Genomic DNA, 24269 nt, shown 5'->3' with positions numbered 1-24269 from the left:
TGCAAGCTGACCCACCGCTTTCGCGAGCAAGCTCGCTCCCACACTGGATCTCGGTTGCTCACAAACCTGCGGCCCGGCACAAATCCCCTGTGGGAGCGGGCTTGCCCGCGAAGGCGTCGGCACAAGCGGCATCGATGCAAGCTGACCCACCGCCATCGCGAGCAAGCTCGCTCCCACACTGGATCTCGGTTGCTTACAAACCTGCGGCCCACCACAAACCCCTGTGGGAGCGGGCTTGCCCGCGAAGGCGTCGGCACAAGCGGCATCGATGCAAGCTGACCCACCGCTTTCGCGAGCAAGCTCGCTCCCACACTGGATCTTGGTTGCTCACAAACCTGCGGCCCGGCACCAATCCCCTATGGGAGCTCGCGAAGGCGGCCAGCCAGGCCGGCGCTAGGGGCAGCTCCCGCCAGGCTTCACAACCACCGTGGCGTGGTAAAGAACGAGGCCATTTCCGAGCGGGCCAGGGGCGAGCCGAAGTAGGGGCCTTGGACGTGGTCGCAGGCCACGCTGCGCAACTGGCGGAACTGCCGGGCGTTCTCGATGCCTTCGGCGGTCACCCTCAGCCCGACGCTGCGGCTCAGGCGGATCATGGCGAGCACGCCTTCTTCGTCCTGCTCCAGGCCCAACTGCGAAAGGATGTTGCGATCGAAGCGGATGCCGTCGAACGGTTGGTTCAACACTTCGCGCAGGGACGCGATGTTGGTGCCGAACTTGTCGATGTTGATCCGCACGCCCAGGTCCTTCAGCGCATGCAGGGTGCTGGCGACTGCCTTGTGATCGGCCAACAGGACCCCTTCAGCCACTTCCAGGGTCAGCCGATGGGGGACCAGTTCGCTGGCGTCGAGCGCCGCCCGTACCTGCTTGAGCAGGAAGCTGCTGCTGAACCAGCGGGGCGAAACCGCAATGGACACACTGACCTCGCTGGGCCAGGTCACGGCCTCTTCGCAGACATTGATCAGCATCCAGGTACCGAGTTCTTCCAACTGGCCGGAGGTTTCGGCGATCGGAAGGAAATCGGCGCCGCCCAGTTCGCCTTTTTCGGGGTGATGCCAGAAGGTCTGCGCCTCGAACCCATGCAATTGTTCGGCATTCATGTCGAAACGCGGCAGGTAGCGCAGTTCCAGCTGGCCCTGTTGCATCGCATCGCGCAGTTGCTGTTCGTAGCGGCGTCGGTCGCGGGCGAGATTGCCCATGGCCTCCACGTACACGCGCCAGGTGTTGCGACCCGCGGCCTTGGCGGCGTACAGGGCGATGTCGGCGTGGCGCAGCAGTTCGTGGGCCCGTTCGTCGCCCGGTTGCGCCCATGCAACGCCGATGCTCACGCCCAGGTACAAGGTGTTGCCGTCCAGGTGCATCGGCCGTTGCATGCAATCGATCAGGCGTTGGCAGAGCTGGTCGAGGTCGCTGGCTTCGCCGGGGTCGGGCATGACGATGACAAACTCGTCGCCGCCCAGGCGTGCCACCAGGTCGGTGCTGCGCACGTTCTGCTGGAGGATATGGGCGACCTCCTTCAAAACCTTGTCGCCCACCGCGTGACCCAGGGAATCGTTGACCGGCTTGAACCGGTCCATGTCCAGGTTCAGCACGGCCAGGGAGGTGCCGCGACCCAGATGTTCGCTGAGGCAGTCGAACAATCGATTGCGGTTGGCCAGCCCGGTCAGTGGGTCGTGGAGCGACAAGTGCTTGATCTGCGCCAGCGCCCGCAATTCCTCGGTGATGTCGGTGGCAGTGCCGCGAAAGCCCAGGGTGCCGGCTTCGATCGCCCGCACCGCGATCTTGCAGGTGCGCGTGCGCAGGTTGCGTGCGGTGTACTCGCACAGCAGGGCAGTCGGTTCGGCACTGTTAGCGCCGCCCAACAGCCAGTGGGCGATGGAAATCGAGCCGTCATGGGGATGGAGCAAGCGGTGCAGCGGCTTGCCCAGCCATTCCCCCGGGCTGAACCCGGTCACCTGTTCGAAGCGTTCCGACAGATAAGTGAGGACCCCGGCCGAGTTGACTTCCCAGAGCCAGTCGGACGACACCTCGGCAATGTCGCGGAAACGTTCTTCGCTGCGTTCCAGCGCCTTGCGATGGGCCAGCAGGCTGGCGTACTGGCGCTCCTGGGCGCGGAGCATCACCAGGGCGTGGCGCAGCACCGCCAGCGCGAGGACCGCCAGCACCAGCAGGGCCATGGCCAGCACCGGCAACAAGCCTTTGCGCAAGTCATTGCCCGGGGTCAGGGGGCGCCAGGCCAGTGCTTCCTGGGTCAGGTCGTTGAGCAACAGTTGCGCGGTGTCGGGCGGGCCGGGCGTGCGGGCAATATGGGCATCGGGCAAGACGAAATCCCGTGCCAGGTTCTCCAGGGAAGCACTGTCCAGGACTTTCACGAACAGCATCAGGCTCGGCGGGCCGGGGATTTCGGCCACGCTGTTGTCCGTACCGGTGGTGATGGCGGAGGTGGCGACGAAGGCGGGGGCGCCGTCGTGGTGCAGCATTTCGACGATGACTTGATCGCGATTGTTCGCGGCGCTGGCCTTTTTCGCCAGGGCGCGCAGGTTGCCGGTCAGCCAGGCGTCGGCGGTGATGTCGCTCAACTGCCCATCGATCACCGAATAGACGGTCTTGCCAGTGGGGGAAATGACAAACACCGCCTGGTAGCCATAGAGCGAAAAAACGCTGCTGCCGACGTTTTCCTGGTCATAGGCCCACGCCTTGTCCAACTCGACGTGCAGGTGACGGTAGGCGTCGCTCCATTTGGAATAGTCGCTCAAGTCACGGCCGATGCCGGTGCGGATCCCTTCGATGGCCCGTTGGGCGAAGAACAGGCTTTGCTCACGGGCCCGCTGGTCCTGGGTCGCGGTGATGTTGAGCAGCATGGCGATCGCCAGGGCCGACATGAAGAACAGCACCAGCATGATGGCCGGGAAGGTGCGGCGGGTGAAGCTTCGGCTTGGCGAGCCCGGGGAAAGGACAGGTGAGTCGTTGCCAGCATCTTCAGTCATAAACAAGCCATCAGCTAAACGCGAAATATCCCGCACGTCCCTGTATCGGCTGGCTGTTCGATTAACTTAATGGGACCGACAGCCGACCCGTACCGGCGGGGCGGCTGTTGGCGTTGCACTGAAACGAGTCTGGCGTCTGTTTCAGTCCTTTTTGGTGTGGCCCGGCAGCAGGGCGCCCAGTACCTGCTTGGCGGTCTCGACCACGAGGCCGCGCTCGTTCGGGTCACCCTGGAGCAGTGTCGAGGCGAACTTCTTGGCCTGTTCCAGCTTGATGTGCGGCGGCAGCGGCGGTACGTCGGGGTCGGTACGGAACTCGATCAGCACCGGGCGCTGGGCCGCCAGCGCTTCTTCCCAGGCCGCCGCCACGTCATCCTCGTGCAGCACCAGGATGCCCTTGATGCCGATGGACTCGGCGAACAGGTGGTAGGGCACGTCGGGGATGTCCTGGGACGCCTCGAACTTCGGATCACCCTCCATCACCCGCTGTTCCCAGGTCACCTGGTTCAAGTCGCGGTTGTTGAACACCGCGCAGACCCAGGTGCCGTTGGCCCAGGTCTGCCAGTACTTGGCGACGGTGATCAGCTCGGCCATGTTGTTCATCTGCATGGCGCCGTCACCCACCAGCGCGACCACCGGTCGATCCGGATGGCAGAACTTCGCCGCAATGGCGTAGGGCACGGCGGCGCCCATGGAAGCCAGGCCACCGGACAGCGAGCACATCATGCCGCGCCGTATCTGGATATCCCGGGCGAACCAATTGGCGCAGGAGCCGGAGTCGCAGGTGATGATGGCGCCGTCCGGCAGCCTCGGCGACAGCTCGAACGTCACCCGCTGCGGATTGATCGGCTTGGCCGAGACCAGGGCGCGCTTTTCCAGGGTCTTGTCCCAGCGTTCGCGCCAGTGTTCGATTTTCTTGCGCCAGGCGCGATCGGTCTTCTCTTCGAGCAGTGGCAGCAGGGCCCGCAGGGTGTCGGCGCTGTCGCCGTGCAAGCTGACTTCCATGGGGTAGCGCAGGCTGAGCATGTCCGGCTGGATGTCGATCTGCACCCCCCGGGCCTGGCCTTCGGGCGGCAGGAATTCAGCGTAGGGAAAGCCGGAGCCGATCATCAGCAGCGTGTCGCAGCCGGCCATCATGTTGTCACTGGGCTCAGTGCCGAGCAGGCCGATGGAACCGGTGACCCAGGGCAGGTCGTCCGGCACGGCGGCCTTGCCGAGCAGCGCCTTGGCTACGCCGGCGCCGAGCTTCTCGGCGACGGCAATCACTTCGTCGGTGGCCTGCAACGCGCCGGCACCCACCAGGATGGCGACTTTCTTGCCGGCATTGAGCACTTCCGCCGCTTTGCGCAGATCCTCCTCGTAGGGCACGACCTTGGGTTTGCGATAGCCGACGCCGGAATGCACCGTGCCGTGCTTGTGGGGCGGGGCGGTGTATTCCAGGTCCTGGAGATCGTTCGGCAGGATCAGCGCGGTAACCCGGCGCTCGCCCACGGCCGTGCGAACGGCGCGGTCGAGCAGGTGGCGGACCTGGGAGGGCGCGCTGGCCTGCTGCACGAACGCCCCGGCCACATCCTTGAACAGGCTGACCAGGTCCAGCTCCTGCTGGTAATGCCCGCCGAGGGCCGCGCGTGCCTGCTGGCCGCTGATCGCGAGCACCGGCATGTGGTCCATCCGGGCGTCGTAGAGGCCGGTGATCAGGTGCGAGGCGCCCGGCCCCGAAGTGGCGATGCAGACCCCCAGTTCCCCGGTGAACTTGGCGTGGGCACAGGCCATGAACGCGGCCATTTCCTCGTGTCGCGCCTGGATGAAGCGGATCTTTCCCTTGGCCCGGTTCAGGGCGCCGAAGACCCCGTTGATGCCATCGCCCGGATAGCCATAGATACGACGAACCCCCCATTCATAAAGGCGCTCCACCAGAAAATCACCCACGGTCATGCTCATGTCAGTCCCTCACAAGTAGGCCGCGCCGAGGCGCGGCGTTGACGGTCATACAGGACTGGACCGACACAGGCCGCCCAAGGTTTCGATTTTTTCAGGCCGCCGCCGGTGGGCAAGTGCAGGGCTACACCCACAACTGGCCTTCAACGGTCGCAGGTTTGGTGTTCACAACCGGTCCAGTGTGGGAGCGAGCCTGCTCGCGAAAGCGGTCTGTCTGAACCGGTGATGCGGAATGTGCCGCCGTCTTCGCGAGCAGGCTCGCTCCCTCCGCTGATCTTCAGTAGTTGCAGGTTTGGTGTTCACAACCGGTCCAGTGTGGGAGCGAGCTTGCTCGCGAAAGCGGTCTGTCTGAACCGGTGATGCGGGATGTGCCGCCGTCTTCGCGAGCCGGCTCGCTCCCACCGCTGGTCTTCAGTGGTTGCAGGTTTGGTGTTCACAACCGGTCCAGTGTGGGAGCGAGCTTGCTCGCGAAAGCGGTCTGTCTGAACCGGTGATGCGGGATGTGCCGCCGTCTTCGCGAGCAGGCTCGCTTCCACCGCTGATCTTCAGTGGTTGCAGGAGCAGGGGATGGGTCAGTTCGGTTGGGGGGTATCGCGGCCCAGGCGCAGTTCGGCGCACAGGCCGCCGCCGTCGCGGTTGCTCAGGCTCAGCGAGCCGCCCATGGCGATTGCCAGTTGCTGGGCGATGGCGAGTCCCAGGCCGGTGCCACCGGTTTCCCGGTTGCGCGAGCTTTCCACCCGGTAGAACGGCTTGAGCACTTCGGCCAGTTCCTGCTCGTCGATACCGGGGCCGCGGTCCAGGACCTGGATCGACAGCTGCCCATCGCTGGCGGACTGTACATGGAGCTGGGCCGCGCCGCCGAACTTCAGGGCGTTGTCCACCAGGTTGACCAGCACGCGGCGCAAGGCGTGGGGGCGGGTGTCGATGACCGCGGCGTTTTTCCCGGACAACTGCACGTCCTTGCCGGTGTCCTGGTAGTCGAACACCAGGCTGTCGAGGAAGGCATCGAGGTTGATGCGGCAGCTGGCCTCGGTGGCGCCGTGGATGCTGCGGGCATAGGCCACGCCTTCGCGCACCAGGTGTTCCATTTCGCTCAGGTCGCTCCAGAGCTTGTCCTTTTCGAGGCCATCGTCCATGAACTCGGCCCGCAGCTTCATGCGCGTGATGGGCGTCTGCAAATCATGGGAGATCGCCGCGAGCAATTGCATGCGCTCCTTGAGGTAGGCGGCGATGCGGTCCTGCATGGCGTTGAAGGCCTTGGCCGCGTGCACCACCTCGGTCGGGCCTTTTTCGTCCAGGCGCACGCCGTGGGCGTTCGGGTCGAGGGTTTCCACCGCGTCGGCCAGCCGGGCGAGCGGGCCGACGGCGATGCGCACGGCCAGCCAGGTGCAGCCGATCAACAGCGCCAGTTGTCCCAGCAAGACCACCGGCAGCCAGGGCGACAGCGGCACCATCGCCGGGCGCACGTCGATGGTCAGCGGGCTGCCGTCGCTCAAACGCAGATGGGCCTGATAGTGCTTCTGCGGGCCGGGCAGGTCGGTGAAGGTCAGGTTGTACGTCTCGCCGATGGCCGCCTGGATCGAACTCACCGAAATCGGCGGATCGCCCGCCGCCATCGGCTGGCCGGCCTGGCCTTCCTCCAGCAGGTAGGCGTAGTTGCGCCGGGCGAGTTTCGGCAGCCAGGCGGGGCGTTCGGCGGCGGGCAGACGGTCGAGGATGGCGACAGAGGTGGCGACATCGGTTTCCAGGTTGCCGAGCATGGTGGACTTGGCGCTCTGGTAGCGCTCGTAATACTGGACGCCGAAGGACAGGCCCTGGGCCAGGATCAGGCCGACCAGGAAGATCAGCGACAGTCTCGACCCCAGGGTGCGGGGCCAGCGCAGCGACAGGTTCATACCGGCGCCTCGAGGATCTCCACCGGCAGCGAGAAGACATAGCCTTCGCTGCGCACGGTCTTGATGTAGGCCGGTTCCCGGGCGTCGTCCAGCAGGCGCTGGCGCAGGCGGCTGACCAGCAAGTCGATGGAGCGGTCGAACAGGTCGGCGTCCCGGCCCTGGGTCAGGTTGAGCAATTGGTCACGGTTGAGCACCCGTTGTGGATGGTCGAGGAACACCCGCAGCAAGCGGTATTCGGCGCCGCTCAGGGCCACCAGGGTGCCGTCGGTGTCCAGCAGGTGGCGGGCGGTGGTGTCCAGGCGCCAACGGCCGAACCCCAGCAGGCGACCGCTTTCGGTGACCACCAGGTTGGGCGGCAGCATGCGGGTGCGACGCAGCACGGCGTTGATGCGGGCCAGCAGCTCGCGGGCGGCGAACGGCTTGACCAGGTAATCGTCGGCGCCCATCTCCAGGCCGATGATGCGGTCGGTTTCGTCGTTGCGGGCGGTGAGCATCAGCACGGGCGTGGCCTTGTGCTTGCCGGCACTCAGTTCGCGGCACAGCACCAGGCCGTCATCGCCGGGCATCATGATGTCCAGCACGATCAGGTCCACCGGGGTGGTCTCCAGGAACGCACGCATCTGCCGGCCATCGGCGACGACGGTGGTGCGCAAGCCATTCTTCTTCAGGTAGTTGCCCACCAGCTCTCTGATCTCGCGATCGTCATCCACAATCAACACGTGATCGACATGATCCATGGTGCCCAGTCCCCTTGGCGTTTCGTTGTGGCCAGTCTACAGGCGCCAGCCGGCCCGGCTCGCGGCGGTTTGTATTGCAGTGTATCTGGCGCGCGACGGATACACAGGGATGCAAAAAGCCCCCCGGGCCGATACAGGCGCGATACCTGGCCGGCGTTCAATGGCGTCCAACGAGGCTACACAACCGGCCTCGGCAAAAATCCATTGAATGCATCGAGGACACCGCCATGAACACCAAAGCCATCTACGCCGCTTGCCTCTTCGCCGCGTTGAACATCTGCACGCTGTCCGCCAGGGCCGAAAGCGACGTCCAGACCCACAGCTACAGCTACGGCACTCACCTGGACATCCAGAAAGTGCTCTCGCTCAGCGAAGACGCCGGGCCGGACTGCGGCGTGGTCAACGCCCACATGACCTACCTGGATTCGGCGGGCCACCAGCAGGTGCTGGACTATCGCAAGCTTGCCGATCATTGCAATGACGGGAACTGAAGGCACAACACAATTGCGCTGAATCATTGTGGCGAGGGGATTCATCCCCGTTGGGTTGCGAAGCGACCCCATCCTGCCACTGCGGTGTGACAGACAGTTCCAAGGGGACCGCTTCGCGGTCCAGCGGGGATGAATCCCCTCGCCACAAGGGCCCGACTCGGCCATATGACCTATAGGTGATGCCATGCTTCTGATCGCTTTCCTCGGCGGGATCCTGACGATCCTCAGCCCTTGTATCCTTCCCGTGGTGCCGTTCCTGTTCGCCCGGGCCAATCGCGCGCCGGGTTCGATGCTGCTGACCCTCGGCGGCATGGTGCTGACGTTCGCCCTGGTGTCGAGCCTGGCGGTGGTCAGCAGCGAATGGGTGCTGCGCGCCAGCCATGTCGGCCGGCAAGTCGCCCTGGGGGTGATGGTGCTGTTCGCCTTGTCGCTGATCTTCAGCCGGGTGGGCACCTGGCTGGCGCGGCCGCTGGTCAACCTGGGCAATCGGGTCGATGCCGGCGCCGGGCGCCTGGGCGGGCCCCTGGCGGCGGTGCTGATCGGGGTCGCCACCGGGCTGCTCTGGGCGCCTTGTGCCGGGCCGATACTGGGCGTGATCCTCACCGGCGCGATGTTGCAGGGGGCCAACGCCGGCACCAGCCTGTTGCTGCTCGCCTACGGCCTGGGCAGCGCCTTGTCCCTGGGCACCTTGATCTTCGCCGGGCGCGGCTTGGTCACGCGGCTCAAGCTTTCGCTGCCCGTGACTGCCTGGCTGCGCCGGGGCAGCGGGGTGGTGGTGTTGCTGGCCGCGGTGGCGATCGGCACCGGTGTCGATGATCGGCTGTTGGCGGGCACCTCTTCCCAGGGCGCCGCGAGCCTGGAGCAAAGCCTGCTGGAAAAGGTGCCCAAGGCCATCGACTATGTGGTCAGCAAGGCCAGCGCCAACCCCATGCCGAACCTGGAAGCCCAGGGTGCCATGCCTTCGCTGGACGGCGCAGTGCAGTGGCTGAACTCGCCACCGCTGGATGCCGAGTCGCTGCGCGGCAAGGTGGTGCTGGTGGATTTCTGGACCTACGACTGCATCAACTGCCAGCACACGCTGCCCTATGTGAACGACTGGGCGAAGAAGTACGAGAAGGAAGGACTGGTGGTCGTCGGTGTCCACACCCCGGAATACGGCTACGAGAAGATCATCGACAACGTGCGTGAGCAGGTGCGCAAGCTGGGCATCCGCTACCCGGTGGCCATCGACAACCAGTATGCGATCTGGCGTGCCTTCGACAACCAGTACTGGCCGGCGCATTACTTCATCGATGCCAAGGGGCAAGTGCGCTACAGCCACTTCGGCGAAGGGCGCTACGCCGAGCAGGAACAGGTGATCCAGCAGTTGTTGCAGGAGGCCAAGGCGGGTTGAACATTGTGGCGAGGGGATCTACCCCTACAACGATCCAAGGGGCTGCTTCGCCGCCCAACGGGGATAAATCCCCTCGCCACAGAATCCCCTCGCCACGGAATCTCCTGGCCGTGCTGGCCCCTTGCTCATCTGGATGACGTCAAACTTCTTTCCTTTCAGGAAGTTGGGCGACAAACCTATGCGTATTTCTAAGTGGGTCGTGGCAACCTGTGTCCTGGTGGCCGTCTCGTCCGGCGCCCAAGCCAGGGCGCTGACGCAGAACCAGCAATCGGTGTGCCGCTGGGGTTCGGACATCGCCGCCGGCGCGCAGGCGTCGAAGTTGTCCGGCGTCAGCCTGTACGGCGCGCGCAAGAAGCTGCAAGTGCGCAAGTTTCCCCGGCCCTGGATGCGCATGACCGCCCTGGGCATCACCGAGCAGACCTACAACAGCGCCTCGCGCCTCAAGCCCGCCGCCGTCAAGCAGACCTACTACGAGCAATGCGTGCGCCATGAGCTGGCGCAGCGGTGATGAGTCGCTACGCCGGCTGGCGACCGGGCATGTCGATGCCGTGCTGGTGAACCCGTCGATACAGGGTCGCCCGGGAAATGCCCAGGGCCCGGGCGGCGGCGGTGGGCTTCCAGCGATGGCGCACCAAGGCATCGAGCAACGCCTGGCGTTCCGGGCTGGCGCTGGGCTCCGAAGCCTGCGGGGCCGTGTCACCGCTGTGCAATGACTCGGGCAGGTGGCTGAGCTGGATCACGTCGGCCTCGCACACCGCGCAGGCGTAGCGCAGCACATGGCGCAGCTGGCGGATATTGCCTGGCCAGTGATAGCCGAGCAGGCATTCCAGGGCCGCGCTGGCACATTGCATTGGCGTCCCGCACAGCGCCGATTCCTCGGCGAGAAGACGATTGATCAGCGCCAGTCGATCGGTGCGTTCGCGCAGCGGTGGCAGCTGGAAGCGAGCGCCGCCGAGGCGGAAGTACAGGTCTTCGCGAAATTCGCCGCTGGCCACCAGCGTCTCCAGGTCGCGGTGCGTGGCGCAGATCACCTGGATGTCCACGGCCTTGCGCCGTGAAGCCCCCAGTGGCGCCACTTCGCCTTCGGCCAAGACCCGCAGCAGGCGGGTTTGCAGGGCCAGCGGCATGTCGCCGATTTCATCCAGGAACAAGGTCCCGCCGTCGGCTTGTTGCAGCAGGCCTTGCATGCCCTTGGCCGAGGCGCCGGTGAACGCCCCGGCGACATAGCCGAACAATTCGCTCTCGATCAGGCTTTCGGGAATCGCCGCGCAATTGAGTGCCACGAACGGGCGGTCGCGGCGTTCGCTGGCCTGGTGCAGTTGACGGGCGAACACTTCCTTGCCGGAGCCGGTTTCGCCCTGGACCAGCACTGGCAGGTTGCGGTCCTTGACCCGCACCGCCAGGCGCAGGCTATCGGCCAGGCGCGGATCGAGCTCGGTCGGGGCCAGCGCCACCCGGGGCCGCGCAACGGCTCGATGGCGCGGTGGGCTCAGGCGGCCGTGGAACGCGGGCTCGCTGCCGTGGCCCAGCAGGGGGTAGAGGCGTTCGTCCCGCGCACGGTGCAGCCATTGCGGGTCGAAGACCTGGCTGACATGGCTCGGCAACTGGCCGTAGCGTTCCAATAGGTACTGGCGGGCCGCCGGGTTCAGCGCTTGCAGGCAACCGTCGTCGTCCCAGGCGAGCAGCAGGTCCGGTTGGCTGTCGACGTAACCGGCGTTGCGGTGGCCGCGCAGCACCCAATAGCCCTGTGCGCTGCTGAGGAAAAACGCCTGTTCGATCTCCCGGGCGCTCTGCACCACCATTTGCCGGATCAGATGCTGGGAGCGGCGGTCGTCCGGTGAGCGCACCGCGGAAACGTCGAGCACCCCGAGCAGTTCGCCCTGGGGGTCGAAGACCGGGGCCGCCGAGCAGGTCAGGCCGATGAAGGCGGCGCGGAAATGATCGCGCTTGTGTACCGTCACCGGCGCCTTGGCCGTCAGCACCGCCGCCACCCCGCAGGTGCCTTCTTCACCTTCCGACCAACAGGTGCCCAGGTAAAGCCCGGCCTTGCGGCAGTCGTTGCGCAGGGTGGTTTCCACGCGGTAGTCGATGGTCTGGCCCTGGGCGTCGGTCAGCAGCACGCAGTAATCGGCGTCGCGCACCCGGCCATGGAGGCGGGCGACTTCTTCGCTGGCGATGTTGAGGAACAGTTCGGAACGCTCGCGGCACTGCTTGAGCACGTCTTCGGACAGGATGCGCGGCCCCTGCAGCGAACCGGGGTCCAGGTGATGCTGCTCCATGGAGCGGCGCCAGGAGTCGAGGATCAGGTCCGGCACGGGCAATTGGGGCAGCCGCTGCGCGTTCTTCACGACGCGGCTGACGCAATCCACATGCGCCTGGGAGTGAGCGGAAAGCATGGGGCCTCCGATTCAGCTTCTTATCGTTGTGCGCCCATTAAGCGCCGTTCACCGGCCGCCGACAAGCCTGGCCGGCCCCGGGGGCCGGGTGAGACGCCACGTCTCACGGTCTCGCCTGGCGCCCGTGCAGGCTGACATGTGGCGTCTCAGCGGAGCGTGTCCCGAGCAGTCGTTCATTTCGCTTTGAGGGCTCTGGAACGGACCTTTGCCGGTGTTTTTCAGGAACTGGCACCGGCCTTGCTCTAGGCCTTGGTGCCCGCTCGACGGGCTTCGAATAATAAAAAACGAGGTGTGCCCATGTCTTCCTGCCCAAGTCGTCTGTCCCTCGCGTTGCCGGTGACGCCATGAGTCGCCGTCCCTTGACGGTGGGCATCATCGCCAACCCGGCGTCGGGCCGCGACGTGCGGCGCCTGACCGCCAACGCCGGGCTGTTTTCCAGCACCGACAAGGTGTCGGTGATCCAGCGGCTGCTGGCAGCGTTCGGCACCACGGGCGTCGAGCAGGTGCTGATGCCCACCGACATGACCGGCATTGCCGCCGCCGTGCTGAAGAACAGCCACAGTCGCCAGGCGCGCAGCAGCCACTGGCCGGCCCTGGAGTTTCTCGACCTGACCCTGCGCCAGACCGTCGAGGACACCCGCCGGGCGGCGCGGCTGATGGCCGAGCGCGAGGTGGCGCTGATCGCCGTGCTCGGCGGCGATGGCACCCACAAGGCCGTGGCCGCCGAGGTCGGCGACATTCCGTTGCTGACCCTCTCCACCGGCACCAACAACGCCTTTCCCGAATTGCGCGAAGCCACCAGTGCCGGGCTGGCCGGCGGTTTGTACGCCAGTGGCCGGATCCCTGCGCAGATCGGCCTGCGGCGCAACAAGCGCCTGCTGGTGTGCGACCCCCATCGTGGCCTGCGGGAAACCGCCCTGGTGGACGTCGCCGTGTCGCCGTTGCGATTCGTCGGCGCCCGGGCCATCAGCCGGGCGGTGGACCTGGCCGAGGTCTTCGTGACGTTTGCCGAGCCGCAATCGATCGGGCTGTCCGCATTGTGCGGCCTGTGGTTCCCGGTCACCCGGCAGGAGCCGAGCGGTGCCTGGATGCGCCTGGACCCGCAATCGCCCGAGGCGCTGCTGGTGCCGCTGGCGCCCGGCCTGCTGCAAGGCTGCGGCGTGCTGGCGGCCGGACGCCTGGAGCCCGGCGTCGCCCATCCGCTGTCGCTGTCCAGCGGCACCCTGGCCCTGGATGGCGAACGAGAAATCGAATTCAACCCCCGCGACCGACCCACGGTCACCCTCGACGCCGGTGGCCCGTTGAGCATCGACGTCAACGCGGTGCTGGCCTACGCCGCGCGGCAGCGCCTGCTGGGCATCGGCCGCGAACACCCGCAACACCCTCTGAATCTTCAAGAAGACACCCCAGGAGAATAAAAATGTCGACACCGCTCACCCACGATCAACTGCTGCACGCCTACCAGGTGATGCGCACCATCCGTGCTTTCGAAGAGCGCCTGCACGTGGAGTTCGCCACCGGCGAGATCCCCGGTTTCGTCCACCTGTACGCTGGCGAAGAGGCGTCGGCCGCCGGGGTCATGGCGCATTTGGGCGATGACGATTGCATCGCCTCCAACCACCGTGGCCACGGCCATTGCATCGCCAAGGGCGTGGACGTCTACGGGATGATGGCCGAGATCTACGGCAAGAAAACCGGCGTCTGCCAGGGCAAGGGCGGCTCGATGCACATCGCCGATATCGAGAAGGGCATGCTCGGCGCCAACGGCATCGTCGGGGCCGGTGCGCCGCTGGTGGTGGGCGCTGCACTGGCGGCCCGGCTCAAGGGCACCGACAGCGTCGCCGTGGTGTTCTTCGGCGATGGCGGCTCCAACGAAGGCGCGGTATTCGAAGCCATGAACATGGCCTCGGTGTGGAACCTGCCGTGCCTGTTCATCGCCGAGAACAACGGCTACGCCGAAGCGACCGCCTCCAACTGGTCGGTGGCCTGCGACCACATCGCCGACCGCGCCGCCGGCTTCGGCATGCCCGGGGTCACCGTGGACGGCTTTGATTTCTTCGCCGTCCATGAAGCCGCCGGTGCCGCCGTCGAGCGTGCCCGCGCCGGCGAAGGGCCTTCGCTGATCGAGGTCAAGCTGACGCGTTACTACGGCCACTTCGAGGGCGATGCCCAGACCTACCGGGCGCCTGACGAGGTCAAGCATTTCCGCGAGCACCAGGACTGCCTGATGCAGTTCCGCGAACGCACCACCCGGGCCGGGTTGCTGACGGTCGAGCAATTGGACCTGATCGACAAGGAGGTGGACCTGCTGATCGAGAACGCGGTGTACAAGGCCAAGTCCGATCCCAAGCCCACCGCGGCCGACCTGCTGACCGACGTCTACGTCTCCTATCCCTGAACGCCCCTTATAAAACAAGAACAGAGAATTCCATCATGGCGAGAAAAATCAGCTATCAGCAGGCAATCAACGAAGCCCTGGCCCAGGAAATGCGCCGCGACGCCAGCGTCTTCATCATGGGCGAGGACGTCGCCGGTGGTGCCGGCGCGCCCGGTGAGAACGACGCCTGGGGCGGTGTGCTCGGCGTGACCAAGGGCCTCTACGACCAGTTTCCCGGCCGGGTGCTCGACACCCCGTTGTCGGAAATCGGCTACGTCGGCGCGGCAGTCGGCGCGGCGACCTGCGGCGTACGCCCGGTCTGCGAATTGATGTTCGTCGACTTCGCCGGCTGCTGCCTGGACCAGATCCTCAACCAGGCGGCGAAGTTTCGCTACATGTTCGGCGGCAAGGCTTCCACGCCCCTGGTGATCCGCACCATGGTCGGCGCCGGCCTGCGTGCCGCCGCCCAGCATTCGCAGATGCTCACTTCCCTGTGGACCCACATCCCGGGGCTCAAGGTGGTGTGCCCATCCTCGCCCTATGACGCCAAGGGCTTGCTGATCCAGGCGATCCGCGACAACGACCCGGTGATCTTCTGCGAGCACAAGTTGCTGTACAGCCTGCAGGGCGAGGTTCCCGAAGAGCTCTACACCATTCCGTTCGGCGAGGCGAACTTCCTGCGCGATGGCAAGGACGTGACCCTGGTGTCCTACGGGCGCATGGTCAACACCGCCATCGACGCCGCGCGCAGCCTGGCCGGGCGCGGCATCGACTGCGAAGTCCTCGACCTGCGCACCACCAGCCCGATGGACGAAGACAGCATCCTGGAAAGCGTCGAGAAGACCGGCCGCCTGGTGGTGATCGACGAGGCCAACCCGCGCTGCTCCATGGCCACGGACATCTCGGCGCTGGTGGCCCAGAAAGCCTTCGGTGCCCTGAAGGCACCGATAGAAATGGTCACCGCGCCGCACACGCCGGTGCCGTTCTCCGATTCCCTGGAAGACCTGTACATCCCTGACGCGGCCAAGATCGAACAAGCCGTGCTCAACGTGATCGAGTGGAGCAAGCGCTGATGAGCCAGATTCATACCCTGACCATGCCCAAATGGGGCCTGTCGATGACCGAAGGCCGGGTCGATGCCTGGCTCAAGGAGGAGGGCCAGGCCATCGCCAAGGGCGAGGAAGTGTTGGACGTGGAGACCGACAAGATCTCCAGCAGCGTCGAAGCCCCGTTTTCCGGCATCCTGCGCCGGCAGGTCGCCCGCCAGGATGAAACCCTGGCGGTCGGTGCCTTGCTCGGCATCGTGGTGGACGGCGAGGCCAGCGACGCCGAGATCGATGCAGTCATCGAACAATTCCAATCCAGTTTCGTGCCGGGCGATGCCGCCGCCGAAGACACCGGGCCGAAGCCGCAGAAAGTCGAGTTGGACGGGCGGGTGATCCGTTACTTCGAACGCGGCGAAGGCGGGACCCCGTTACTGCTGGTGCACGGCTTCGGCGGTGACCTGAACAACTGGCTGTTCAACCACGAGGCCCTGGCGGCGGGGCGGCGTGTCATTGCCCTGGACCTGCCGGGCCATGGCGAATCCACCAAGACCCTGCAACGGGGCGACCTGGACGAACTGAGCGGCGTGGTGCTGGCCTTGCTCGACCACCTGGATATCAGCGTCGCGCACCTGGTGGGCCATTCCATGGGTGGCGCGGTGTCGCTCAACACCGCTCGCCTCGAGCCCCAACGGGTGCGCTCCCTGACCTTGATCGGCAGCGCCGGCCTGGGGCCGGAGATCAACGGCGGGTACCTGCAGGGCTTCGTCGAGGCCGCCAACCGCAACGCCCTGAAGCCGCAACTCGTGCAGCTGTTTTCCAATGCCGAGCTGGTCAACCGGCAGATGCTCGACGACATGCTCAAGTACAAGCGCCTGGAGGGGGTGGATGCGGCCCTCGGGCAACTGGCGGCGACGCTGTTCGCCAACGGCCGGCAGCAGACCGACCTGCGGGAAGTGGTACAGGCCGGTCACGTTCCGGCGCTGGTGATCTGGGGCAGCGACGACGCGATCATCCCCGCCGCCCATGGCGACGGGCTGGCGGCGCGGGTCGAAGTGCTGGCCGGCCAGGGCCACATGGTGCAGATGGAGGCGGCCGAGCAGGTCAACCGGCTGATCCTCGAGTTCATCCAACAGCACTGACCAACGCGGGCGGCGAGCTGGATCGCGGCCCCACTCAATTCTGGAGGCAACACGATGAACGTTTCAATCACGCCTACCCGCAGCATGCGCGCCGCCGTCTGGCATGGCCGCAACGACATTCGCGTCGAAGACGTGCCACTGCCCGTGGCGCCGCCCGCCGGTTGGGTGCAGATCCGAGTGCACTGGTGTGGCATCTGCGGTTCCGACCTGCATGAGTACGTGGCCGGGCCGGTGTTCATCCCGGTGGACGCGCCGCACCCGCTGACCGGGATCAAGGGCCAGTGCATCCTCGGCCATGAGTTCTGCGGCGAAATCGTCGAGCTGGGGGCCGGGGTGGAAGGCTTCAGCGTCGGCGAACCGGTGGCGGCGGATGCCTGCCAGCACTGCGGCACCTGCTATTACTGCACCCACGGGCTGTACAACATCTGCGAAAACCTGGCCTTCACCGGGTTGATGAACAATGGCGCGTTTGCCGAGTTGGTCAACGTGCCGGCCAACCTGCTCTACAAGTTGCCGGCCAATTTCCCCGCCGAGGCCGGAGCGTTGATCGAGCCGTTGGCGGTGGGCATGCATGCGGTGAAGAAAGCCGGCAGCCTGTTGGGCCAGAACGTCGTGGTGGTGGGTGCCGGCACCATCGGCCTGTGCACCATCATGTGCGCCAAGGCGGCCGGCGCGGCGCAGGTGATTGCCCTGGAAATGTCCGGCGCGCGCAAGGCCAAGGCCCTGGAAGTCGGCGCCAGCCATGTGATCGATCCGAACGACTGCGATGCCCTGGCCGAGGTGCGCCGTCTCACCGGTGGCCTGGGGGCGGATGTGAGCTTTGAATGCATCGGCAACAAGCACACCGCCAAACTGGCCATCGACCTGATCCGCAAGGCCGGCAAGTGTGTGCTGGTGGGGATTTTCGAGGAACCGAGCCAGTTCAACTTCTTCGAACTGGTCGCCACCGAGAAGCAAGTGCTGGGTGCGCTGGCCTACAACGGCGAATTCGCCGACGTGATCGCCTTCATCGCCGATGGCCGGCTGGACATCTCGCCGCTGGTGACCGGGCGCATCCAACTGGAGCAGATCGTCGGCCAGGGGTTCGAGGAGCTGGTCAACAACAAGGAACACAACGTGAAAATCATCGTGTCACCCGCACGGATCTGAGCACGCCTGAGGTAGGCGATTTTGGCGATGGCCGGTGACGGTCATCGCTTTTTTTTGTCCGGGGCTTAGTAGCCGACCTGCCACAGGGGGGCCGGGGTGGCTTTGGGAGTTGTGTCGGCCACCCATTTCTCTTGTGGAAGCGGGCCTGCCCGCGAAAGCGGTGGGTCAGTGTTGGTGATGGTGGCTGGTCGGCCGCTATCGCGAGCAAGCTCGCTCCCACAGGGGGTCCGGGGTGGCTTTGGGAATTGTGTCGGCCACCCATTTCCCTTGTGGGAGCGGGCTTGCTCGCGAAGGCGGCGGCACAGCCAGCATAGCCTTTTCAGGCCGGCCGCTATCGCGAGCAAGCTCGCTCCCACAGGGGGTCCGGGGTGGCTTTGGGAATTGTGTCGGCCACCCATTTCCCTTGTGGGAGCGAGCTTGCTCGCGAAGGCGGCGGCACAGCCAGCATAGCCTTTTCAGGCCGGCCGCTATCGCGAGCAAGCTCGCTCCCACAGGGGGGGCGGGGGTGACTCTGGGAATTGCGTTGGCCACCCATTTCCCTTGTGGGAGCGGGCTTGCCCGCGAAGGCGGCGGCACAGCCAGCATCGCCTTTTCAGGCCGGCCGCTTTCGCGAGCAGGCTCGCTCCCACAGGCCGTCCACGGGGTGCCTTACAGCCCCACATCCGGCAGCACCGGCCGATTGGCCAGGGCCTTGGCCATGATCTGCTCCACGTACCGTCGATCTTCTTCGGGCAGGGCCAGGCGCGGTGGACGGGTGAGGGCGCTGCCGCGGCCGGCGATGGCTTCGCAGAGCTTGATGCACTGCACCAGGTCGGCGCGGGCGTCCAGGTGCAGGATCGGCATCAGCCATTCGTAGATCGGCATCGCCTCGGCGAAGCGCCCGGCACGGGCCAGGCGGAAAATGGTCTCGCCTTCCTGCGGAAACACGTTGGACATCCCCGAGACCCAGCCTTCGGCACCCACCGCCAGGCTTTCCAGCACGACGTCGTCGAGGCCGGCGAACAGCACGAAGCGGTCGCCCACTTCGTTGCGCACGTCGATGAAGCGCCGGGTGTCGCCGGAGGAGTCCTTGAAGCACACCACGTTGTCGCAATCGGCCAGGGAAATCAGGATGTCCGGCGTCACGTCGTTCTTGTAGATCGGCGGGTTGTTGTAGACCATCAACGGCACATCGGCCTGCCGCGCCACGTAACGGAAATGCTCGGCGGTTTCGAACGGCTTGGAGCCATAGACCAGCGCCGGCATCAGCATCACGCCATCGACGCCCACCTTGCGCACCGCGTTGGCGACCTTGGCCGCCTGCACGCTGGTGAACTCGGCGACGCCGCAGATCACCGGCACCCGGCCACGGGAGGCGTCCACCGCCACTTCGGTCACGGCGATTTTTTCTTCGGCGCTCAACGACGTGTTTTCCCCCACCGACCCGCAGACCACCAGACCCGACACGCCGTCGCGGATCACGTTGGAGATCACTTGGTGGGTTTTCTCCAGGTTGATGGAAAAATCATCGTTGAATTGAGTGGTGACGGCAGGGAAGACGCCGCTCCAGTTGATGCGTTTGCTCATGGGTTGTCTCCTTTGGGTTTGTGGCGAGGGGATTTATCCCCGTTGGGGCGCGAAGCGGCCCCGATACAGGCAACTCGGTGTGTCAGTGGGATCCAGGGGGCTGCTTCGCAGCCCAGCGGGGATAAATCCCCTCGCCACAAGGGCTATGTACGACATTCAAGATCATGCGCCAGGCCAGGTATCTGAGAGCCGATAGCCTTGCGGCCACGGGTCGGCCGGATCGAGCAGCAGTTGATGGGTCCCGGTGATCCACGCTCGCCCGGCGATGCACGGATAAATCGCCGGGCGTCCGGCCACGTCGGTCAGTGAGTCGATGCGGCAATGGAATTCGGAACCGATGATCGAGCGGCCGATAAAGCGTTCGCCCACCTGCATCAAACCCTTGGCCTGCAACACCGCCATGCGCGCCGAGCAGCCGGTGCCGGTGGGCGAGCGGTCGATCTTGCCGGGCTGGATCACCACGGCGTTGGCGCCGGTGGCCACGCCGTCCTCCATGACCACTGGCGCGGCGACCTGGCAGAACGAGATGTGCGACCAGTCCGGGTTCAGCGGATGGACGAAGCCCAATTGTTCATTGGCGGCCCGGGTGATCTTCAAGCCCACGGCCACCAGTTCGGCAGCCTCATCAGGGCGAATGGCAAAGCCCAGCCGCTGGGCGTCGACGATGACGAAACTGTCGCCGCCATAGGCCGTGTCCACCTGCAGCGAGCCTAGCCCCTCGACCTCGATCCAGGCGTCGAGGCGGTCGGCGAAGGAGGGCACGTTCTTGATTTCCACCCGCTGCACCTTGCCGTCGCGGCAGTCGGCCACGGCTTCGATCAGCCCGCCGGGAGCCTCCAATACCAGGCGGGTCTGGGGCTCGGTCATCGGCAGGATGCCGCTGTCCAGCAGCACGGTGGCCACGCACAGCGAGTTGGAGCCGGACATCGGCGGGGTGTCGGCCGGTTCCATGATGATCCAGGCCATCTGCGCCCTCGGGTCCTTGGCCGGCACCAGCAGGTTGACGTGACGGAACACGCCGCCCCGGGGTTCGTTGAGAACGAAATTGCGCAAGGTCTGGTCCTGGGCGATCCAGCGTGATTGCTCCCACACTGTCGCGCCGGGCGGCGGTGCGACACCGCCGACGATCACGTCACCGACTTCGCCTTCGGCGTGGCAGCTGACGACATGGATAATTTTTGATGAGCGCATGGATCAAATCCTTGTGTTGTCTGGTCGGGCCTCATCGCGAGCAAGCTCGCTCCCACAGGGTTCTGTGGTGGACACTGATCAGCAGGTCACTCCCATGGATTGGGTTGTGTACACAAAGCCAGTGTGGGAGCGAGCTTGCTCGCGATAGGGCCATTCGCTATTTCACCGATTTAAGGAACGCCGCCGTCTCCGGCTGCACCGGATTGCCAATCACCTGGTCCGGCGGGCCGATTTCATGCACCCGGCCATTGCAGAAGAACGCCACGCGGTCGGACACGTCCCGGGCGAAGCGAATCTCGTGGGTCACCAGCACCATGGTCATGCCGTCTTCGGCGAGCATGCGCATGGTGTCCAGCACTTCGCCCACCAGTTGCGGGTCGAGGGCCGAGGTGGCTTCGTCGAACAGCATGTAGTCCGGCGACATCGCCAGGGCCCGGGCGATGGCCATGCGCTGTTGCTGGCCGCCGGACAATTTGCTCGGGAAGGCCTTGAGCTTGTCCCCCAGGCCCACATGCTCCAGCTGTTTCACCGCCAGGGCCTCGGCGTCCTGCCGGCTCTTGCCCAGCACCTTGCGCGGCGCCAGCATCACGTTCTCCAGCACGGTCAGGTGGGGGAAGGCGTTCCATTGCTGGAAGACGATGCCGATCTTCTGCCGCAGGTGATTGAGATCGGTGGCGCGGTCGTGGACCTCGACACCGTCCACCCGGATGCTGCCTTTCTGGATCGGCTCCAGGCCATTGATGCACATCAGCAGGGTCGACTTGCCGGAACCCGAGCCGCCGATGATCGACACCACTTCGCCCTTGTCCACGGTGAGGCTCACGCCCTTGACCACTTCCAGGTCGCCAAAGGATTTGTGCACGTTTTCGATCTCAATCATTTTCCTGCCACCTTCTTTCCAGGCGAGCGCCGAGGCGGGCGACCACCAGGCTCATGACGTAGTAGATGAGGCCCGCGATGCACAGCACCAGCAGGGGTTCCTGAATGCGCGTAACGATGGTTTGCGAGGCCCGCAGCAGTTCGACGATGCCGATCCACATCACCAGGGCGGTGTCCTTCATCACCCCCAGCACCAGGTTCAGCCAGCCGGGAAACGCCACCCGCGTGGCGATCGGCAGGACGATGAAGCGCAAGTCCTGCCCGTAGCTCAGGCCGAGGGAACGGCTGGCCCGCCGCGTGCTCAGGGGCACCGCCAGCACGCCACCGCGGACGATTTCGGTGAAGTAGGCCGCGGCATAGACCCCCAGCACGATGCAGCCCACCGCGAACGCGCTGAGGTCCAGGCCGGCGATGCTCTTGAGCGAATTGAACAGCACGAACTGGATCAGCAACGGCACGCTGCGGAACACGTCCAGCACCCAGGCCAGCGGCAGGCTGGCGCGGGGCAGCAATGCTCGGACCAGGCCGAATAGCAAGCCGGCGAAGGTGCCCAGCAGGATCGACCACGCGGTCAGTTGCAGCGTGACCCAGGCGCCGTCGAGCAGGAACAACAGGTCGTTGACGGTGAGGCTGGTGGCAAGCATGACGAGCCCTCAATAACGGAACAGGCGCCAGGACAGCAGCCGGGCGAGCCCGACGATGAGCTTGGCGATCAGGTAATACAGCACGGCCGCGAGGGCGAAGTATTCGAAGGTGCGGAACGTCTTGACGTTGTATTCCTGGGTGACGCCGGTGAGGTCGTTGTTCAGGCCGACCACCACGCCCAGGGAGGTCATCAGCACCGCCCAGACCATCTGGTTGGTCAGCGGGTAGAACACGATGCGCAGCAGTTGCGGGACGATGATCATCCGATAGGCCTGGAAGGCGCTCATCCCCAGCGAGCGCGCCGCGCGCATCTGGGTGCCCGGCACGGCCTTGAGCCCGCCGCGAAAGTTTTCCGCCAGGTAGCCGGCATTGTTGAAGGTGATCCCGGCCAGCAAGGCCAGCCAGGAACTCACGTGCAGCCCGAGGGAACCGAGGCCGAAATAGAGCATGTAGATCTGGAACAGCGAGGGCGTGTTGCGGGCGATGGACACCCAGCCGTTGCCCACGCCCCGCAGCAGCGGATGCCGCGCCTGGCGCATCACCGTCAGGACCAGGGCGATCAGTACGCCGAAGATCATCGACAGCGCCGCGGTCTCGAACGTCACCCAGGCCCCGGCGAGCATGTCGGGCAGGGCACGCAGGGCCGGGCGCCACTGGAAACTGTAGTCAAACATCGGCGCGGCTCTCCGTGCGGACGATGGGTTGCAGCCACGCCGGCGGCTGGCCTGGGGTGCTGGCGGTGCAGGCCGCCTCGACGCATTGCGCGAGGGCGGCGAAGTGCACCCCGCGCCCGACCAGGCCGGGTGCGTAGTGGGCGTACTTGCCGGAATTGGTCATCAAGGTGGTGGCGTGGACCGGAATCACCGGCTCGCCGACCATGCACCAGCAGGTGTCGGTCACCAGCACCGCGCCGAACTTCTCGATCGCATCCAGGTGCCCGGCGGCCCGGGCCTGTTCAAGCACTGCTCGGCCACAGGTGATCGCCAGGACCACGTCCGGGTGCTTGACCCGGCCGGCGCAAAGGTGCGCCAGGGCGGCAAATTCACCAAGGGAGAAGTGCGGGTTGCCCAGGGACACCACATCCACCCGGGTATCCCGGGCGCTGTTGAGCTCGCGCCAACTGGCCAGCAGGCCAGGCATCCCCACCGTTGCCACCGGCAGGCTTGCACCGGCCGCGAGCACATCGTTCGGGTCGAGGGCTTCCGGTGTCACCCCGGCGATGTGGAACAACGGCGCGGCGCTGGTGGTGGCGAACGCCGCGCCGAAGGCTTTCAGGTCGTCGAGGCTGGGCGCGGCGTGTTCCAGCCCGCGGATCAGCGGAACGCGCCGGCCCGCCAGGCTGCCGATGTGATAACCCAGCAGTGGGTAGAAGCTGTCGTCCATGCCCACCGGCGACGGCACATCGACGAGCAGCGCGGCCTGGCGCTGGTCGTCGAGATGGCAACCGCTCAACGGTGCCCGTCCACACAGGGCGATGCAGATGTCGAGGAAGTCCGGGTACTTCTGCGTGCGCGCCCCCAGCACGCTGTTGGCATAGACCACTGCGTTGGATTCGGCCCAGACGATCTGCTCGCCGGCCTTGGGCGCGGTGTCCAGCAGGTAGGGCGCGCAGGTAAAGCTCAGTTGCGCGCCCATCGCCATGTAGGCATCGCCCAAGGCGCTGGCCGGTTCGCCGAGGGCTGGATCGACGCCCAGTTCCCGCCAGCGGCGCTGGTCCACGGAGATCGAATTGAGGGTGGTCGGCACCCGCACCTTGGCGCCCCACTGCACCAGTTGCTCGGCAAAGCGCAGGCTGGCCGGGCCGGTATAGATGCAGCCGTCGATGTGGGCCTGGGTGACGTCCAGCAAGCGCGTCGCGCCCTGGATCTCGGCCATGCGCAGGACAATCTGCATGGCCACTTGGGCAGCCTGGCCGTGGGCACCGTCGAGCAGCGCCCGGTCCTGTTCGGCGAGGAGCACGGAGGACGACGCGGGCGCCTGCAAGGGCATGTCCGCTGCCCGCCAATGATCCTGGGGACGACGGCCGGACAAGGTCAGCCGGTCGCCCTCGACGCGCCCGAAGCCCTGGCCGCGCAACCGGTGGAAGGCCTCGTGGCCCACGCACAGCACCGGCAGGGAACGCTGGAAAATCACCTGGGCCACGAGCACGCCGAGGGTCAGGATCTCATCCGCTTCGGCCAGCACCAGCGCAGCGGGGGCATGGCCGTTGCTGATCAATTCCATCAGCACGCTGCTGCCGGTGCAGGAGCCGCGCCCGCTGGGAATCGCCAGCACGCGCCCGGCCAGGCGCTCGCCGCTCAGCGGATGGTGCCGGTCGATGACCTCGCCGCTGACGGGGTCGACACCGCCCCAGAAACTCAGGCCCACGTCGGCGAACAGCAGGGCGCCCTGGGCGGCCCCCGCCACCAGGCTGCGGCCTTCTACACGGACAGGCGTGCTTGGCATG

19 protein-coding genes are annotated in these 24269 nt (G+C 65.8%); 8 read left to right on the top strand and 11 right to left on the bottom strand.

Annotated features, from left to right (window positions below):
* Positions 1-416: 416 nt before the first annotated feature.
* The 4 genes from Q6A48_RS18125 to Q6A48_RS18110 form a co-directional block, all read right to left on the bottom strand.
* A complete protein-coding gene (locus Q6A48_RS18125) occupies positions 417-2984 on the bottom strand; it encodes a bifunctional diguanylate cyclase/phosphodiesterase (protein ID WP_304555570.1) in 2568 nt (855 codons plus the stop codon).
* Positions 2985-3125: 141 nt separating this feature from the next.
* Complete coding sequence (locus Q6A48_RS18120; RefSeq protein WP_304555569.1) at positions 3126-4922, bottom strand: thiamine pyrophosphate-requiring protein; 1797 nt, start codon at positions 4920-4922, stop codon at positions 3126-3128.
* 569 nt (positions 4923-5491) lie between these two features.
* Positions 5492-6814, bottom strand: coding sequence for an ATP-binding protein (locus tag Q6A48_RS18115; protein ID WP_304555568.1), 1323 nt, complete (start codon positions 6812-6814; stop codon positions 5492-5494).
* Entirely contained in the window at positions 6811-7551 is a 741-nt protein-coding gene (locus Q6A48_RS18110) for a response regulator (RefSeq protein WP_304555567.1), read from the bottom strand. The genes Q6A48_RS18115 and Q6A48_RS18110 overlap by 4 nt, the downstream gene beginning before the upstream one ends.
* 227 nt (positions 7552-7778) lie before the next feature.
* Between Q6A48_RS18110 and Q6A48_RS18105 the strand changes: the two genes are divergently transcribed.
* The 3 genes from Q6A48_RS18105 (at position 7779) to Q6A48_RS18095 (ending at position 9943) form a co-directional block, all read left to right on the top strand.
* Positions 7779-8042: a DUF2790 domain-containing protein gene (locus Q6A48_RS18105; RefSeq protein WP_304555566.1), complete on the top strand. Its 264-nt coding sequence runs from the start codon at positions 7779-7781 to the stop codon at positions 8040-8042.
* A 184-nt stretch (positions 8043-8226) separates the two neighbouring features.
* Entirely contained in the window at positions 8227-9435 is a 1209-nt protein-coding gene (locus tag Q6A48_RS18100; RefSeq protein WP_304555564.1) for a cytochrome c biogenesis protein DipZ, read from the top strand.
* A gap of 178 nt (positions 9436-9613) precedes the next feature.
* Positions 9614-9943 (top strand): hypothetical protein, encoded by a 330-nt coding sequence (locus Q6A48_RS18095; RefSeq protein WP_304555563.1) that lies wholly within the window; start codon positions 9614-9616, stop codon positions 9941-9943.
* Positions 9944-9950: 7 nt separating this feature from the next.
* Here the strand turns inward: Q6A48_RS18095 and Q6A48_RS18090 are convergent, their stop codons facing one another.
* Positions 9951-11831 carry a sigma-54-dependent Fis family transcriptional regulator gene (locus Q6A48_RS18090; RefSeq protein ID WP_304555562.1) on the bottom strand — a complete coding sequence of 627 codons (1881 nt, stop codon included), beginning with the start codon at positions 11829-11831 and terminating at the stop codon, positions 9951-9953.
* A gap of 344 nt (positions 11832-12175) precedes the next feature.
* On the opposite strand from Q6A48_RS18090, the gene Q6A48_RS18085 reads away from it, so the two are divergent.
* The 5 genes from Q6A48_RS18085 to Q6A48_RS18065 all read left to right on the top strand — a co-directional run bounded on the left by Q6A48_RS18085 (position 12176) and on the right by Q6A48_RS18065 (position 17542).
* Positions 12176-13249 (top strand): ATP-NAD kinase family protein, encoded by a 1074-nt coding sequence (locus Q6A48_RS18085; RefSeq protein WP_304555560.1) that lies wholly within the window; start codon positions 12176-12178, stop codon positions 13247-13249.
* Positions 13250-13251: 2 nt separating this feature from the next.
* A complete protein-coding gene (locus Q6A48_RS18080) occupies positions 13252-14229 on the top strand; it encodes a thiamine pyrophosphate-dependent dehydrogenase E1 component subunit alpha (protein WP_047737870.1) in 978 nt (325 codons plus the stop codon).
* Positions 14230-14264: 35 nt separating this feature from the next.
* Positions 14265-15281, top strand: coding sequence for an alpha-ketoacid dehydrogenase subunit beta (locus Q6A48_RS18075; protein ID WP_304555558.1), 1017 nt, complete (start codon positions 14265-14267; stop codon positions 15279-15281).
* A complete protein-coding gene (locus tag Q6A48_RS18070; RefSeq protein WP_304555557.1) occupies positions 15281-16393 on the top strand; it encodes an acetoin dehydrogenase dihydrolipoyllysine-residue acetyltransferase subunit in 1113 nt (370 codons plus the stop codon). Before Q6A48_RS18075 ends, Q6A48_RS18070 begins: the two co-directional genes overlap by 1 nt.
* Before the next feature lie 84 nt (positions 16394-16477).
* Complete coding sequence (locus Q6A48_RS18065) at positions 16478-17542, top strand: 2,3-butanediol dehydrogenase (RefSeq protein ID WP_304555587.1); 1065 nt, start codon at positions 16478-16480, stop codon at positions 17540-17542.
* Between the two features lie 648 nt (positions 17543-18190).
* On the opposite strand, the gene Q6A48_RS18060 is transcribed toward Q6A48_RS18065, so the two are convergent.
* The 6 genes from Q6A48_RS18060 to lhpI all read right to left on the bottom strand — a co-directional run bounded on the left by Q6A48_RS18060 (position 18191) and on the right by lhpI (position 24268).
* Positions 18191-19108: a dihydrodipicolinate synthase family protein gene (locus tag Q6A48_RS18060; protein WP_304555556.1), complete on the bottom strand. Its 918-nt coding sequence runs from the start codon at positions 19106-19108 to the stop codon at positions 18191-18193.
* A gap of 162 nt (positions 19109-19270) precedes the next feature.
* Entirely contained in the window at positions 19271-20299 is a 1029-nt protein-coding gene (locus tag Q6A48_RS18055; protein WP_304555555.1) for a trans-3-hydroxy-L-proline dehydratase, read from the bottom strand.
* A gap of 157 nt (positions 20300-20456) precedes the next feature.
* Positions 20457-21179: an amino acid ABC transporter ATP-binding protein gene (locus Q6A48_RS18050; protein ID WP_304555554.1), complete on the bottom strand. Its 723-nt coding sequence runs from the start codon at positions 21177-21179 to the stop codon at positions 20457-20459.
* Entirely contained in the window at positions 21172-21822 is a 651-nt protein-coding gene (locus Q6A48_RS18045; protein ID WP_304555553.1) for an amino acid ABC transporter permease, read from the bottom strand. Before Q6A48_RS18045 ends, Q6A48_RS18050 begins: the two co-directional genes overlap by 8 nt.
* A 9-nt stretch (positions 21823-21831) precedes the next feature.
* A complete protein-coding gene (locus Q6A48_RS18040) occupies positions 21832-22497 on the bottom strand; it encodes an amino acid ABC transporter permease (RefSeq protein ID WP_304555552.1) in 666 nt (221 codons plus the stop codon).
* Positions 22490-24268 carry a cis-3-hydroxy-L-proline dehydratase gene (gene lhpI, locus Q6A48_RS18035; protein ID WP_304555551.1) on the bottom strand — a complete coding sequence of 593 codons (1779 nt, stop codon included), beginning with the start codon at positions 24266-24268 and terminating at the stop codon, positions 22490-22492. Before lhpI ends, Q6A48_RS18040 begins: the two co-directional genes overlap by 8 nt.
* Between the last annotated feature and the right edge of the window lies 1 nt (position 24269).

The organism is Pseudomonas citrullilanati (assembly GCF_030580855.1).
In the GTDB taxonomy this organism is placed as follows: domain Bacteria; phylum Pseudomonadota; class Gammaproteobacteria; order Pseudomonadales; family Pseudomonadaceae; genus Aquipseudomonas; species Aquipseudomonas citrulli.
Note: the sequence above shows the minus strand (reverse complement) of the source record. Positions and strands in the feature narration are given on the sequence as shown.